Source organism: Novosphingobium bradum (assembly GCF_042646485.1).
GTDB classification, from domain to species: Bacteria; Pseudomonadota; Alphaproteobacteria; order Sphingomonadales; family Sphingomonadaceae; genus Novosphingobium; species Novosphingobium bradum.
On sequence record NZ_JBHRTQ010000004.1, the window covers coordinates 301145 to 317043 of the forward strand.

Annotated in this window: 11 protein-coding genes and 1 tRNA gene; 4 read left to right on the forward strand and 8 right to left on the reverse strand. The window is 69.2% G+C overall.

Translation table 11 applies throughout. From position 1 onward, the window contains the following. Window position 1: 1 nt before the first annotated feature. The 4 genes from ACFOD9_RS04895 (at window position 2) to ACFOD9_RS04910 (ending at window position 6869) form a co-directional block, all read left to right on the forward strand. Complete coding sequence (locus ACFOD9_RS04895; protein ID WP_379508964.1) at window positions 2–1642, forward strand: nitrite/sulfite reductase; 1641 nt, start codon at window positions 2–4, stop codon at window positions 1640–1642. Further along, window positions 1642–2076 carry a DUF934 domain-containing protein gene (locus tag ACFOD9_RS04900; protein ID WP_379509012.1) on the forward strand — a complete coding sequence of 145 codons (435 nt, stop codon included), beginning with the start codon at window positions 1642–1644 and terminating at the stop codon, window positions 2074–2076. Before ACFOD9_RS04895 ends, ACFOD9_RS04900 begins: the two co-directional genes overlap by 1 nt. Before the next feature lie 23 nt (window positions 2077–2099). Further along, window positions 2100–2906: a phosphoadenylyl-sulfate reductase gene (locus ACFOD9_RS04905; protein ID WP_379508965.1), complete on the forward strand. Its 807-nt coding sequence runs from the start codon at window positions 2100–2102 to the stop codon at window positions 2904–2906. Window positions 2907–3191: 285 nt separating this feature from the next. Continuing rightward, window positions 3192–6869: a beta strand repeat-containing protein gene (locus ACFOD9_RS04910; protein ID WP_379508966.1), complete on the forward strand. Its 3678-nt coding sequence runs from the start codon at window positions 3192–3194 to the stop codon at window positions 6867–6869. A gap of 177 nt (window positions 6870–7046) precedes the next feature. On the opposite strand, the gene ACFOD9_RS04915 is transcribed toward ACFOD9_RS04910, so the two are convergent. From ACFOD9_RS04915 to ACFOD9_RS04950, 8 genes are all read right to left on the reverse strand, one after another. After that, window positions 7047–7814 (reverse strand): DUF2189 domain-containing protein, encoded by a 768-nt coding sequence (locus tag ACFOD9_RS04915; protein WP_379508967.1) that lies wholly within the window; start codon window positions 7812–7814, stop codon window positions 7047–7049. Between the two features lie 74 nt (window positions 7815–7888). After that, a complete protein-coding gene (locus tag ACFOD9_RS04920) occupies window positions 7889–10450 on the reverse strand; it encodes a cation-translocating P-type ATPase (RefSeq protein ID WP_379508968.1) in 2562 nt (853 codons plus the stop codon). 47 nt (window positions 10451–10497) lie between these two features. Continuing rightward, window positions 10498–11412: an NAD-dependent epimerase/dehydratase family protein gene (locus tag ACFOD9_RS04925; RefSeq protein WP_379508969.1), complete on the reverse strand. Its 915-nt coding sequence runs from the start codon at window positions 11410–11412 to the stop codon at window positions 10498–10500. Then, on the reverse strand, window positions 11409–12566 hold the full coding sequence (gene proB, locus ACFOD9_RS04930; protein WP_379508970.1) for a glutamate 5-kinase: 1158 nt from the start codon (window positions 12564–12566) through the stop codon (window positions 11409–11411). Before proB ends, ACFOD9_RS04925 begins: the two co-directional genes overlap by 4 nt. Before the next feature lie 127 nt (window positions 12567–12693). Further along, window positions 12694–13752, reverse strand: a complete 1059-nt coding sequence (gene obgE / locus ACFOD9_RS04935) for a GTPase ObgE (protein WP_379508971.1) — start codon at window positions 13750–13752, stop codon at window positions 12694–12696. A 249-nt stretch (window positions 13753–14001) separates the two neighbouring features. After that, window positions 14002–14077, reverse strand: a tRNA-Ala gene (locus ACFOD9_RS04940). Between the two features lie 98 nt (window positions 14078–14175). Next, window positions 14176–14937 carry a hypothetical protein gene (locus ACFOD9_RS04945; RefSeq protein ID WP_379508972.1) on the reverse strand — a complete coding sequence of 254 codons (762 nt, stop codon included), beginning with the start codon at window positions 14935–14937 and terminating at the stop codon, window positions 14176–14178. A gap of 160 nt (window positions 14938–15097) precedes the next feature. After that, a complete protein-coding gene (locus ACFOD9_RS04950; protein ID WP_379509013.1) occupies window positions 15098–15835 on the reverse strand; it encodes a Bax inhibitor-1/YccA family protein in 738 nt (245 codons plus the stop codon). Window positions 15836–15899 lie beyond the last annotated feature (64 nt).

Below are 15899 nucleotides of genomic sequence, written 5' to 3' on the forward strand. Positions count from 1 at the left end.
AATGTACGTCTATGACCAGTATGACCAGGCCATGGTCGATGCCCGCGTCGCCGATTTCCGCGACCAGGTCCGCCGCCGGCTCGACGGCAGCCTTGCCGAAGACCAGTTCCGTCCGCTGCGGCTGATGAACGGGCTCTATCTCCAGCTCCACGCCTATATGCTGCGCGTCGCCGTGCCCTATGGCACGCTGTCCTCCGCGCAGATGCGGATGCTGGGCGACATCGCCGACAAGTACGATCGCGGCTACGGCCACTTCACCACCCGCCAGAACATCCAGTACAACTGGATCAAGCTGGAAGAGGCGCCCGATATCCTGGCCGATCTCGCCAGCGTGGAGATGCACGCGATCCAGACCAGCGGCAACTGCATCCGCAATACCACTTCCGACCAGTACGCCGGCGCCATCGCCGATGAAGTGGTCGATCCGCGCCCCTATGCCGAGCTGATCCGCCAGTGGTCCACCTTCCACCCGGAATTCAGCTACCTGCCGCGCAAGTTCAAGATGGCGGTGATCGCGAGCGATACCGACCGCGCGGCCATGCGCCTGCACGACATCGGCATCCAGATCGTCAGGAATGCCAAGGGTGAACTCGGCGCCGCGTTCTACGTCGGCGGCGGCATGGGCCGCACGCCCATGATCGCGCCGTGCATCAACCAGTTCGTGCCGATCGACCAGATGATCACCTACTCGGAGGCCTGCCTCAGGGTCTACAACCGCCACGGCCGGCGCGACAACAAGTACAAGGCGCGGATCAAGATCCTCGTCCATGAACTCGGCAAGGACGAATACACCCGTCAGGTCGAGACGGAATTCGCCCATATGCAGACCCTGAACCTCGAACCGCCCGCCGCCGAGCTGGAGCGGATCAAGGCCCAGTTTGCCGACCCGGCCTTTGTTTCCGGCCTGCCCGACACGCTCGACCTGTCGGACCAGGCGTTCGCCCGCTGGGTGAAGAACAACACCCACACCCACAAGCAGGCCGGCTACGTGGTCGTCACGATCAGCCTCAAGCCGGCCGGCGGCATCCCCGGCGATGCCTCGGCCGACCAGATCCGCCTGATGGCCGACCTGGCGCGCGATTATTCGTTCGACGAACTGCGCGTCACCCACGCGCAGAACATCGTCCTCCCCCACGTCCAGAAGGCGCAGCTTTTCGCCCTGTGGCAGAAGCTGGAAGAGGCTGGCCTGGGCGCTGCCAACCTCGACAAGATCGGCGACATCATCGCCTGCCCGGGGCTGGACTATTGTAGCCTCGCCAATGCCCGCTCGATCCCGGTCGCCCAGAAGATCTCCGAACGCTTCGCCGCCAAGGAGCAGGAGATCGGTGAGCTGAAGCTGAAGATCTCGGGCTGCATCAACGCCTGCGGCCACCACCACGCCGGCCACATCGGCATCCTCGGCGTCGACCGCAAGGGGGTGGAGAACTACCAGCTCCTGCTCGGCGGGAGCGAGGGCGCGGACACCTCGCTCGGCCAGATCACCGGGCCGGGCTTCGATGAAAACGGCATCGTCGATGCGGTCGAGAAGGCCACCGAGGTCTATCTCGCCAACAGAGAGGGCGACGAGCGCTTCCTCGATACCTACCGGCGCCTCGGCATGGCCCCGTTCAAGGACGCGATCTACCAGAAGGAGACCGCATGATGGTCGAGACCCAGTTCCGCTTCCGCGCCGACGAGCCGGCGGGCGATCCGGCCGTGACGGTCGATTCGTTCGGTGAACAGTCCAACGCTTCGGCCGTCCGCATCGAGCCGGGCGACGATGCCCGCGAGCTGCTGCCCTTCCTCGATCGGCTGCGCCTGGTCGAAGTGAACTTCCCCGTTTTCGGCGACGGGCGCGGATATTCCGCCGCCCGCACCCTGCGCGAAGCCGGCTACACCGGCGAACTGCGCGCCGTGGGCGATGTCCTGGTCGATCAGCTGGCCTATATGCGCCGCTGCGGGTTTGACAGTTTCGCCCCCGAACACCCGCTCAACGCGGCCGACGCCGAGGCGGCGCTGGCCCGCTACGCCGAGGTCTATACCCCTACCGTCGATGGCCGCGCCCCGATCTGGGCCAAGCGCCACGGCGCGGCCTGACCCTGCCCGAAGGCCATCGAACCATGACGGAGCACCCCGTGACCGCCGAACGCAAGCTTGACCGGATCGATACCGGCCCGCGCTTCTCCGAGGCCGATGCGGTGCGCCTGAACCGGATGTTCCGCGGCGCGGAGACGACCGACTGGCTCGCCTCGGTCCTCAAGGAACAGTTGGCCGGCGATGTCGCCGTGGTCTCCAGCTTCGGCGCGGAAAGCGCGGTGCTGCTGCACCTGGTGGCCAGCATCGCCCCGGAAACGCCGGTGCTGTTCCTCGAGACCGGCAAGCACTTCCCCGAAACGCTGGCCTACCGCGATGCGCTGGTGGCGCGGCTGGGGCTGAACGTGGTCAACCTCGTCCCCGATGCGGAAGAACTGGCCAAGCGCGACGAAAGCGGCCTACGCTGGTCCTACGATCCCGATGGCTGCTGCGAGATCCGCAAGGTCAAGCCGCTGGCCCGCGCGCTGGAAAAGTTCGACGCCGCGATCACCGGGCGCAAGGCCTTCCAGTCCGACACCCGCGCCAACCTGCCGCGCTTCGAGATCGACAAGTCAGACGCGCAAGGGCGGCTCAAGATCAATCCGCTGATCGACTGGTCGGCCGACGACATCGCCGCCTACTTCGCCGAGCACGACCTGCCGGCCCACCCGCTGGTCGCCGAAGGCTACCCCTCGATCGGCTGCTCCCCCTGCACCCACAAGGTCGCCGAGGGCGAGGATCCGCGTTCGGGCCGCTGGAAGGGCTGGGACAAGACCGAATGCGGCATCCACGTCCCCGGCGCCGACGATGAACCGGGCGACGAACTGCCCCCCGGCTACGATCCGGTGTTCTGAGCCCGGAATCCTCCCCGCTCGCGGGGAGGTGGCAGCCGCAGGCTGACGGAGGGGGACCGCCGCCAAACGCCGCGCTCTCCTGAACACCCCATCCCCCGCCGCCCCGGCAGTCCCCCTCCCCGAAAATGACCTGACTCCCCTCCCGCAGGCGGGAAGCGCCGGGGGTGGGCGCGCCTCCCCGCCAAAAATGTCCAAAACGGCCCAACCTGGCCGCCAAACGCCGGAAACTGCGGCTAATCTCCTGCCATTCCAGTGCCCTGTCCGGGGCGCCACGGCAGGATTGCGATGCCCACGATCACCGGCACCAATGGCAACGATACCCTGATCGGCACCACGGCTGCCGATAGCTTCCTGCCCCTGCTGGGCCTCGATTGGCTATCGGGCGGGCTGGGCTTCGATACGCTCACGGTCAACTACGCCGCCCTCCTCGGCATCACCGCCAGCATCGCGGCCGAAAGCGCGGGTGCGTTCGCGGGCGCCATCGGCAATGCCCTGGTCCCCGCCGCCAACCGGGTCACCTTCTCCGGGATCGAAGCCCTGGCCCTCACCTTCTCGCCCGGGAACGACACCGCCACCATCGATGCCGCCCCGCTTGCCGCCGGGGCCACGCTCCAGCTCGATGCCGGCGCCGGTTTCGACGTGCTGCGGATCGATTTCTCGGCGCTTGCGGACACCACGTTCCAGCAAGGCGTCAACTTCCTCGTCACCAGCAACCGTGGCAGCTTTTCCGGGTGGGACCAGTTCGAAATCACCCTCGGACCCGGCGCCAACCGCGTCACCACGCAGACCGGCGCCGATGCGATCCACGCGGCGGCCGGGAACGATACGATCAGCACCGGCGCGGGGAATGACACGATCTGGTCCGCCGGCGGGATCGACGTGGTCAACGGCGGCGCCGGCACCGATCTGTGGCATGGGGACTATTCCGGCTGGTCCAGCGCGCTCGGCTTCGCCTACGATACCTCCGCCGGAACCGGCTATGTCACCAACGGCACCACGCTCACCCAGATCGAAGGCGGCTCCATCCTCACCGGCTCGGCCGAGGATTCGTTCCTGCTGATGGGCCTGGGCGCCTTCCACGTCGATGGCGGCCTCGGGGAGGACTGGCTCACCTGGGACGATACCGGCGATCTCGGCACGCCTTATGCCGCCTCGTTCGAGAATGGCGGCACCGGCCAGTTCGCCGGAACCGTGGCCCGCGCCACCTTCGCCGGCATCGAACACATCAACGCCGCGCTCGGCGATGGTGACAATTCCGCTTTCGTCGATGCCGCCCCGCTCGCTCTGGGGGCCACGATGAACCTGTCGGGCGGCCTCGGCTTCGATAGCCTGGCGGTCGATTTCTCCGCCTTTGCGGGGACCACCTTCGTGGTCGGCGCCGATGGCACGATCGCCGCCAATCGCGGCACCTGGCTGGACTTCGAGCAGTTCTTCATCGCCGTGGGCGCCGGCGCCAACACCGTCACCACCGGCGCGGGTGACGATGCGGCCTGGTCGGCCGGCGGGGCCGACGCGATCGATCTCGGCGCCGGTTTCGATCAGTGGGAGGGCGATTATTCCGCCGCCGCAACCGCCCTCTCCTTCACGTGGGATGGCAACACGGGCGCCGCCACCCTCTCCAACGGCACCACCCTCGCCCATGCCGAATATGCCGATCTCACCACCGGCGCGGGCGATGACAGCTTCGTGATGTCGGGCCTGCTCTCCGCCGATATCCACGCCGGCGCCGGGGTCGATAGCCTCCAGCGCAATGATGCCGGCCTCGCCGCGGCCTACCGCGATGTTGCGATCTTCGCCGCCGGTTCCGCCTTCCAGGGGCTGATCGGCTTCAACGCCTTCGATGGCATTGAACAGCTCGCCCTCACTCTCTCCGATGATGACAACGTCGCATATGTGAACGCCGCCCCCCTGCTGGCCGGCGCCACGCTCACCCTCGATGGCGGGGCCGGGGCAGACTGGCTCCAGCTCGATCTCTCCACCGCCCCCGGCGCGCTCCTCGCCACCGATGCGGCCGGGGTCATCACCGGCGATCGCGGCACCTACAGGGGCTTCGAGGCGGTGTGGATCGGCCTCGGCAGCGGTGCCAACACGATCACCACCGGCAGCGGCAACGATACGGTGGAGGCCGCGCACGGCGGCGCCAACCGCATCGCCACCGGCGCGGGCGACGATCTCGTCATTGGCGGCCCGGGCGCGGAAACGGTCGACGGCGGCGCCGGGGCCGACCTTTTCGTGGTGTCCGGGCGCCAGGCCGGCCATGCCCTCACGCAGGACGGTCTGGGCGGCTACATTCTCACCGATATCGACCCCACCGATGGGGACGACGGGGTGGACCGGCTCACCGCCGTCGAACAGGTCCGCTTCGCCGATGGCAGCGCCGCGCTCCCGGCCTACGCCGCCGGGGTAACCCTCACCGGGACCGCCGGGGCCGACACGCTCTCCGGCACCCCCTGGGCCGATCGCCTCTCGGGCCTCGCAGGGAATGACAGCCTCGATGGATCCCTTGGCGACGATTGGCTTTCGGGCGGCCCCGGCGATGATCGCCTCACCGGCGGCGGCGGGGTGGACACGGTGGACTATGCCGATGCCCCCGCGCTGGTGAAGATCAGCCTCGCCATCACCGGCAAGGCCCAGGCCACCGGCGGCGCGGGGAACGATTGGCTGGTCGATGCCATCGAAAATCTCACCGGATCCGCCTTTGCCGATACGCTCACCGGCAATGCCCTGGCCAACCGCATCGAAGGCGCCGCCGGGAACGATGCGATCGACGGCGGCGCCGGCGCCGACACCCTGCTTGGCGGCCTCGGCAACGATACCTACACGGTCGACAACGCCGCGGACGAGGTGCTGGAAAATGCCGGCGAAGGCACCGATCTGGTCAAGGCCTCCGCCAGCTTCACCCTCTCCGCCAATGTCGAGAACCTCACCCTCACCGGCGCCCTCGCGATCGATGGCACCGGCAATGCGCTCGCCAACAGCCTCGTCGGCAACACCGCCGCCAACCGCCTCACCGGCATGGAAGGCAACGATACCCTCGATGGCGCCGCCGGCGCCGACACCCTGGTCGGCGGCCTCGGCAACGATGTCTACAAGGTCGACAATGCCGGCGATCAGGTGCTGGAAAACGCCGGCGAAGGCACCGATCTCGTCTCGGCCACCATCACCGCCATCCTCGCCGCCAATATCGAAAACCTCACCCTTGCCGGCACCCTCGCCATCGATGGCACCGGCAATGGGCTGGCCAACAGCCTCGTCGGCAATGCCGCCGCCAATCGCCTGACCGGCCTCGATGGCAACGATACCCTCGATGGCGCCGCCGGGGCCGATACCCTTGCCGGAGGCCTCGGCAATGATACCTACAAGGTCGACAATGCCGGCGATCTGGTGATCGAGGCTGCCGGCGAAGGCACCGATCTGGTCTCCGCCGCCGTCACCTTCACCCTCGCCCCCAATGTGGAGAACCTCACCCTCACCGGCACCCTCGCGATTACCGGAACCGGCAACACCCAGGCCAATTCCCTGATCGGCAACGCGGCGGCCAACCTGCTGTCAGGCCTTGCCGGCAACGATACGCTCAATGGCGGCGGCGGCGATGATACGCTGGCCGGCGGCGCGGGCGCCGATACGCTCACCGGCGGGGCCGGCGCCGATACCTTCCTGTTCGACCTGCGCGAAACCGCCGCCCTGCGCGACGTGATCCAGGATTTCGCCCACCTCGCCGATCACCTCGCCTTCGATCGCGCCGCCTTCACCCCCTTGGCCGCCCTGCCCGCCGGCGCCCTCGATCCGGCGCAACTGGCGCTCGGCACCGCAGCCACCACTGCCCAGCACCACTTCGTCTACACCCAGGCCACCGGCTCGCTCTATTTCGATGCCGATGGCGCGGGCGGCACCGCACAGGCGCTGGTGGCCACGCTCACCACCAAGCCGATCCTCTCCGCCGCCGATTTCCTCCTGATCTGAACGTCCATTTCTTTCGCGCGAAGGCGCAAGGATGTTACGGGGGGCGGCACAACGGCCTGCGTTCCGATCAGGCGGACCGGAGTGGGCATCAGGCAATCGCCGCTCCGCACCAATCCGACACAGCCCCTTTGCGCCTTCGCGCCTTCGCGCGAACTATCCTGTGCAACCCGGCCCCGCTCAGCGTGCCACCGCCCGCCGGTAAAGGTGCCATGTGGCATGGCCCAGCACCGGCAGGGCCACGAACAGGCCCAGGAACAGCGGCACCATCGCCAGGGCCAGCACCGCCGCGATCAGCGCACCCCAGCCCAGCATGACCACCGGATTGGCGCGCACCGCGGCCAGGCTCACCATCATCGCGGTGAGGAAATCCACCTCGCGGTCGATCAGCAGCGGCAGACTGATCACGGTCACGGCATAGAACAGCGCGGCAATCGCTGCCCCCACCGCGCCGCCCACGGCCAGCATGGCCATGCCGGTCGGCGTGGCGAACAGGGCGAGCGATTCGGTGCCGATCCCGCTTTCCGCCAGGAACACCGCAAAGATGCCGTGGGCAATGATGATCCAGAAGGTCACCCCCACGAACAGGAACCCGCCAAGCATCAGCACCTGGTCATCCCCGCGCCCGCGCACCGCGCCCAGCACCGCACCCCAGCTTCGCGCCAGGCCAGCCTCGCGGCGGCGGCTGACCTCGTAAAGCCCCACGGCCACGAAGGGCGCAATGATCGGAAAGCCGCCCGCCGCCGGCACCAGCCAGACGACCTGCCCGTGCCGGTAGAGCGCGAAATAGAGCAAGAGCCCGCCGGCCACGTAGATGCCGGCAAAGAATATCCCGAAGGCCGGGCAGGCAAGAAAGTCCCGCCACCCCGCCGCCAATGCCGCCGCCAGATCGCCCGCTGTCAGATCGCGGGCCACCGTGATCGGCGCGCCCTGAGCAGTATCGCCCATCGCTGCCTCTCCCATCCTCACGGCTCCCGCACGGAAGGTGCCGCAAGTCGGCCCCGCCGGCAAGCAGCGCCTGATCAGCCCGCCAGCGCGCGCCCGAGCAGCCGCTTCACCCCATGCAACGCGGCAACCAGCGCCAGCCCCATCACCCCGATCGCCACAATCCCGCCGCGCGCCAGCACGGCAAAGCCGAACAGGCTCGCCACCGGCTCGAACAGGAACAGCAGCACGAAAAACGGCACCGCCGCCCCCAGGATCGCGCCGAGCACCAGGTTGGCGCCCTTGCGCCGGGGCAAGCCGGCCCGCAGCGAACGGTTGGCCCAGACCAGCATCAGCACCGCCACGATCAGCCCGGCAAAGCAGGTCGCCCGGAACGCCCCCTCGTCCAGCCCCGCGCCCCGCGCCCAGACCGCCAGCCCGAGCAGCAGGGCCAGCGCCACCACCCCCTGCACGCCCGCCCAGATGGCCAGGACCCGCGAAATCAGCGGGCTGTCAGGCGCACGCGGCGGGCGGCGCATGATCCCGGCCTCCTCCGGCTCGGCCTCGAAGGCCAGCGAGCAGACCGGATCGATCACCATCTCCAGCAAGGCGATGTGCACCGGCCCCACGATCAGCGGCCAACCGGTCAGCAGCGGCACGATCGCCAGGCCCGCGATCGGCAGGTGCACGGCGAAGATGAAGCCGGCGGCCTTGCGGATATTGTCGTAGATCCGCCGCCCCAGCCGCACCGCGCGCGGGATCGCCCCGAAATCGTCGTCCAGCAGGACCAGCGCGGAAGCCTCGCGCGCCACGTCGGTGCCGCGCTGGCCCATGGCCACGCCGATATGCGCCGCCACCAGCGAGGGCGCGTCGTTCACCCCGTCGCCGATCATCGCCACCACTTCGCCCGCCGCCTTCAGCGCCTCCACGATCCGCAGCTTCTGCTCGGGCAGGACCCGCGCGAACACGGCAACGCCCGGAATGCGTCGGGCAAGGGCGGTATCGTCCAGCGCGGCCATGTCCTCGCCGGTCAGCGTGGCGCCCGCCGCGATGCCCGCCTCGCCGGCAATGGCTCGCGCCGTGGCCGGATAGTCGCCGGTGATCATCACCACGCGAATCCCGGCGGCCTGCAAGTCGCGCACCGCCCCGGGCACGGCCGCGCGCACCGGATCGGCCAGGCCAACCAGGCCGGCACAGCGGAAGGCGAAGTGGCGCTGGCTCGGCGGCAGGTCGGCGCCGGCCCACTCGGCCATGGCCACGCCCAGCACCCGCAGCCCGCGCGCCGCCATGTCGGCGGCCACCCGCTCCATCGCCTGCACCTCGCCGGGGGCAAGGCCGCACAGCCCGGCAATGGCCTCGGGCGCGCCCTTGGCGGCCACCAGCCGCGCGTCCTCGGCGCGTCCGCTCGTCCACACGTGCGACATGGCCAGCAGATCGGGGGCGAGGGCATAGTGGCGATGCAGCGCCCATCCGGCCTCCTGCCGGTCGGTGAGGCCTGCGGAAGGATGGGCGCGGGCCATGGCGTGGAAGGCCTGTTCCATCGGATCGAACGGCTCCAGCGGACAGGCCAGGATGCCGGCGCGGGCCAGGTCCACGAAGGCCTCGGGAAACGCCGCGCCATCCTCGCCCGGGCGGAAGGCACCGCCGTCCGGCAGGCGCAGTTCCTCGATCGCCATGCGGTTCTCGGTCAGGGTGCCGGTCTTGTCGGTGCACAGAACGGTCGCCGCGCCCAGGGTCTCGATCGCCGTCCCCCGCCGCGCCAGCACCCGCGCGCGCGACAGGCGCAGCGCGCCCATGGTCATGAACAGGGTGAGCACCACCGGCAGTTCCTCGGGCATCAGCGACATGGCCAGCGCGATCCCCGAAAGCAGGCCGTCCACCCAGCCGCCGCGCAGCAGGCCATAAAGCACCACCGCCAGCGCGCTCACCGCCAGCCCGCCCCCTGCGAACCAGCGCACCATCGCGCGCGATTGCACGGCAAGGCGCGGTTCCTCCCGCCCGATCGTCGCCAGCGAACGGCCCAGCGCGCCCATGGCCGTGCGCGGCCCGGTCGCCATCACCGCCACCAACCCGGTCCCGCGCACCACCAGCGTCCCGCTGAACACGCAAGGCATGGTCTCGCCGCCCGGCGCCGGCAGGGCAGGCGGCATGGCCCCGCCCAGCGCCGGCTTGACCACGGGCACCGATTCGCCGGTCAGGATCGCCTCGTCCACCTGCAGGCCATCGGCACTGACCACCCAGCCATCGGCCACCACCCGGCCACCCTCGCTCACCACCAGCAGGTCGCCGCAGACCACCTCGCGCGCCGGCAGGGCGCGCCGCTGGCCATCACGAATTACCGTGGCGAGCGGCGAGGCCAGTTCGCCCAGCGCGGCAATGGCGCGATCGGAACGCACCTCCTGGGTCACCGCGATGCCCACGGTCAGCCCGGCAAAGACAGTAAGGATCAGCGCCTCGTGCAGATCGCCCAGAACGAAATAGATCGCGCCCGCCGCCACCAGGAACAGCAGCATCGGCTCGCGCAGCACCTCGCGCACGATCCCGATCAGCGATTGGCGGCCCCCGCCGGCCAGCTCGTTCGGCCCGCCGGCGGCCAGCCGCGCCTCGGCCTCGCCCTGCGACAGGCCGCCATGTTCGGCAGAAATGGGGTTTTCGGTCATCCCGCAGCAGTCTGCGGCCAGGCGCCGGCCAGTTCAAGCGCTACTGGTTAAAGCCAGCCCTGCGCGCGATACCAGTCGGCCGTCGCCTTCAGCCCGCCGCGCGTCTCCACCTGCGGCTGCCACAGGCGAACGGGCGGCCGCGCCCTTTCGCTCACCACCCAGTCGGGATGGCACATATAGCTGACCCGGTCGGCGGTCAGCTTGGCCGCGGCCTTGCGCCACCATCCGTCCAGCCGGGCGATCCGGTGGAGCATGGCCGGCGGAAGGTGCAGCACCAGCGGGCGACGCCCCACCGCCCAGCCGATGGCGCGGGCGATCTCGTAATGGCTCCACCCGCCGGGGCGGCCGTCATCGGGTTCCAGCACCTTGTGCGCCGTGCGCCGCTCGGCCGGGACCAGGGCCAGCAGCAGCCGGGCCAGGTCCTCGACATGGATCAGCGAGGCCCGCCCCTGGCGCGGCGGCATGGCCAGCACCCGCCACCGCGCCAGGCGGAACAGGTCCAGCATCTCGCGGTCGCGCGGGCCGTAGATCGCGGGCGGGCGCACGATGGTCCAGTCGAGCCCGCTCGCCCGCACCAGCTTCTCCGCCCGCGCCTTGCTTGCGCCATAGTCCGACAGCTTCGGCTCGCGCGCGGAAAGCGAGGAAACGAACACGAACCGCCCCACCCCAGCCGCCTTCGCCGCCTCGACCACGCTCAGCGTGCCGGCCACGTTGCCGGCATCAAAGCCCTCGCGGTCGGGCGCGTTGACCACGCCGGCCACGTGGATCACCGCCTCGGCCCGCTTCATCAGCCTGGCCAGCGCCCGGGGATCGGCCAGGTCGCCATGAACCCATGCAACCCCCTTGCGATGGGGTTGCTCCCGCCGTGCAAGGGCGCGCACGGTGAATCCTTCCGCCAGCGCGCGGTCGATCAAGGCCTGTCCGACGAAGCCGGTCGCCCCGGTGATCGCCAACAGGGTCACAGCAGGACGAGCTGGTCGCGGTGAACGATGGCCGAGCGCGGCGAATAGCCGAGCAGCGCCTCATGTTCGCTCGAATGGCGGCCCAGCAGGCGGCGGCATTCGGCGGCATCATATTCCGATAGGCCATGGGCGATCACCGCGCCCTCCGGCGAACGGATCGCCACGGCATCGCCGCGCGCGAAATCGCCCTCCACCGCCGCGATTCCCCGCGCCAGGAGGCTGGCCCCGCCGGCCAGCGCCTCGGCCGCCCCGGCATCGACCGTCAGCGTGCCCTTCAGCCGCAGGCGCCCGCCCAGCCAGGCCTTGCGCGCGCCGGCCTTTCGGCCCTTTTGCACACGGGGCAGGAACAGCGTGCCGATCCCCTGCTCGATCACCCGCGCGATCGGCGCGTCCCTGGTGCCGTTGCCGATGGCCAGCGCAATCCCGGCGCGCTCGGCAATCTCGGCGGCCTGGAGCTTGGAGGTCATGCCCCCCGAACCCATGCCCGAACCCGATCCGCCATCGGCCATGGCATGGATTTCCGTCGTCACCCCGCGCACCACCGGCAGGCGCTGGGCGCCCGGCTCCTTGGGGTTGCGATCGAACAGCCCGTCGACATCGGACAACAGCAACACCGCGCTGGCCCGCGCCGCCTGGGCCACCCGCGCGGCCAGCCGGTCATTGTCGCCAAAGCGGATTTCCTGGGTCGCCACCGAATCGTTCTCGTTGACCACGGGCACCGCCCCGGCATCGAGCAACCGGCCCAGCGTGGCCGCGGCATTGAGATAGCGCCGGCGGTCCTCCAGGTCTTCCAGGGTCAGCAGCAATTGCGCCGCGACGATCCCGTGCGCCCCCAGCAGTTCGGCCCACAGGCCCGACAGCGCGATCTGGCCGACCGCCGCCGCCGCCTGGGCATCGGCCAGGCTGCCGCGCCCGCCCTTCTCGAGCTTCAGGGTCCGCGCGCCCAGAGCGATCGCGCCCGAGCTGACGATGACCACCTCCTGCCCACGCGCCCGCGCCGCCGCGATCTCGCCCGCCAGCGCCGCGATCCACGCGCGGCGCGGCCCGGCGGCATCGACCAGCAGCGCCGAGCCGACCTTCACCACCAGCCGCGGACAGCGCGCCGCAACGGCCAGGTCGGCGAGGGAGGCAATCTGTGTGGAACCCGTCTGCATCGTGGCACAGGCGATTAGGCCAAACCGCCCGCGATGCAAGATCGCATCGTCGCGCCAATGGCGCGGATGCGGGGCGAAACGAGTCCGGCTTGCGGCGGCGGTGGCGGCGGCGCCAGGACCGGCAGGCTCAGAGCGGCGACCAGGGCTGGGCCTCGGCCGCATCCTCCTGTTCGCCGGCGGGGCGCTCGGTGATGGTGGCGGCGGGGAGGTAGGAGATCACCGCGTCGAGCAGGGCATCAAGCCCCGCGCCGGTCGCCCCGGAGATCGGGAACACGGCATCGGCACCGGCCTCGAGCAATTCGCGCGAAAAGGCCTCAACCAGTTCGGCATCAACGAGGTCGATCTTGTTGAGCACGACCAGGCGCGGCTTGTCGATCAGGCCGGCGCCATAGGCCTCCAGCTCCTCCTCGACGATGTGCATGGCATCGACCGGCTCGGTGCCGCTCACGTCGATCAGGTGGATCAGCACCCGACAGCGCTCGATATGGCCAAGGAAGCGGTCGCCCACCCCGGCACCTTCGGCCGCGCCCTCGATCAGGCCGGGAATGTCGGCCAGCACGAACTCGCGGTTGCGGTGGCGCACCACGCCCAGCTGCGGGCGCAGGGTGGTGAAGGCATAATCGCCCACCTTGGCCTTGGTGTTGGTGATCTTGTTGATGAAGGTGGACTTGCCGGCATTGGGCAGGCCCACCAGGCCGGCATCGGCCAGCAGCTTCAGCCGCAGCCAGACCCACAGCTCCTCACCGGTGATGCCCGGCTGGTGCTGGCGCGGCGCACGGTTGGTGCTGGTCTTGTAGGAGGCATTGCCGCGCCCGCCCATCCCGCCTTCGAGCAGGACCACGCGCTGGCCGGCCTCGGTCAGATCGGCCAGGACCGTTTCGCGATCCTCGTCCGAGATGATCTGGGTGCCGACCGGAACCTTGACCACCAGATCCTGCCCGCCGGCCCCGGTGCGGTTCTTGCCCATGCCGCCGCCGCCGCGCTGGGCCTTGAAGTGCTGGGTATAGCGGAAGTCGATCAGGGTGTTCAGCCCGGCCACGGCCTCGAACACGATATCGCCGCCCTTGCCGCCATCGCCGCCATCCGGCCCGCCATATTCGACATATTTCTCCCGCCGGAACGAAACCGCCCCCGGCCCGCCGGAGCCGGCGCGGACATAGATCTTGGCCTGGTCGAGAAAATGCATGGGTTGGTCTTAGCCGTTCGGGAGGCGAATGTCGCGCCTGGGCTTCGACAAGCTCAGCCTGAGCGGACGTGGGGGCAGAATTTCGGCCAGTGTGATGGCCGCTTCAGGCCAGTGCGTTGGAAATGGCCTCAGCCCGAGCCGAGAATGGTGCCGTTCGAGAACCGGCGCGCAGCGACCATCAGGGTCGTGAGCACCGGAAGCGCAGAACGGTGCCGTTCGCAGGCCGGGATGTGGCCATTGCCAATGCACTGGTGGAGCCGAGGGGGATCGAACCCCTGACCTCGTCATTGCGAACGACGCGCTCTCCCATCTGAGCTACGGCCCCGTTCCAGTGCGAGTGCGGACCGCGCCACCAGGGGTGACCGCCCGCGAGAGCGGCCCCCTTAGCGAAGGGGGCGCGCCCTGCATAGACAAATTTTGCCGCTAACGCCCCAAGGGGGCAACCGGAACGACCGCGCCGGTCCCGCCCAGCCCCTGGACCGGGGCAACCGGGGCGGCAGCCGAGCCAGGGGCCGACGCCGGATTGGCGGCCCCGGGCGCCGGGCCATAGCGCGCGGTCCAGTCCGCCAGGGCGAGGCGATAGGCGTCGTAGCGGCGATAGAAATCGTCGAACACCACCTCCACATTGGGCAGGCTGCGCGCCGAGAAGGCTTCCAGTTCGGCCGGCTTGATCGCCCTGGCATCGCGGCTGACCGCAAGCACGGCGGTGCAGAAGGCATCGAGCGTGGGCGGCAGCGCGTAGTGGTTGTAGACCTCGGTCATGTACTTTTCGCGGGGGGCGATGAAGGCCGCGCCATACTTGCCCCGGAACTCGGCATCTACCTTCCTGTTGAAGGCGGCCAGCCCCTTGGCATGGGCCTTGAGGAAGACGCGGTAGTTGATCACGATCTCGGCAAACTTGGGTTCCGGGCAGTTCAGCGCCGCGACATTGTAGGCCGAACGCAGGTTCCACACGGTCTGCGCCGGCGTGATGTTGCGGTTGACGCTGTAGCGCAGGCCCGTGGCATCGGCTTGCGGCACGGTCAGGTTGGGCGAGGCGAAGTCGGGCGGCATGGGCCGCGGCGGGATGACCACGGCCACCGGCGGCGGCGGCAAGGGCTTGGGCGGCGGCGCTTGCGGGCCGCAACCGGCCACCAGCGCCAGCATGGCCAGGCCCATCGCCTGTTTTCGCTTGTAACCGATCATTCCAAACCCTCCCGTGGATAGCGCCGCCAATGCGCGGCGTGGCGCGACCCCACCTGTGCAAACCCTGCCAACCATGTAGTGGCCAATCCCGGCAAAGAAAATGCCCGGCGCGACAAAGTCACGCCGGGCATCGGTATTTTGCGGCAGCCTGCCGTGGGGATCAGCGGCGATCGCCCATGAACTGCAGCAGGAAGGTAAACATATTGATGAAGTCGAGATAGAGGCTGAGCGCGCCCATCACGATCATCTTGCCGGCGAAATCGGTGCCGGCGACGTGCTGGTACATCATCTTCAGGCGCTGGGTATCGTAGGCGGTCAGGCCCGCGAAGATCAGCACGCCGAGCAGCGAGATGGCCAGGCCCAGCCCCTGCGAAGGCCAGATCATGTTGATCACCATCGCCGCCAGCAGGCCCCACACGCCCATGATGAGGAAGGTGCCGAAGCCCGACAGGTCCTTCTTGGTGGTATAGCCCACCAGGCTCAGGCCGGCGAAGGCCGCCGAGGTGGCGAAGAAGGTCGAGGCGATCGACGGGCCGGTGTAGACCAGGAAGATCGACGACAGCGACAGGCCCATGGCCACGCTGAACGCCCAGAACAGCGTCTTCAGGGTGCTGGTCTGCATCCGGTTGAGGCCGAAGCTCATCGCCATCACGAAACCCAGCGGGGCCAGCGCGATCAGCCAGCGCAGCGGCGTGACCATGATCTGCTGGGCCAGGCCCGACGAGGCGAACAGCAGGGCGACGATGCCCGAAAGCAGCACGCCCGAGGCCATGTAGTTGTAGATCGACAGCATATAGCGCCGCAGGCCCACATCATAGGCGACGCGACCGGCGCTCTCGGAAAGGCCCGGAGCCGCGCCGAAGCCCATCCGGGGCTGGGGGTCGTTCCAGTTTGCCATTGTGTCCAAGCTCCATTCTGGCCCGGGATGGGGCCGTGGGCGCAATATCGGCTTCATTCGTCAA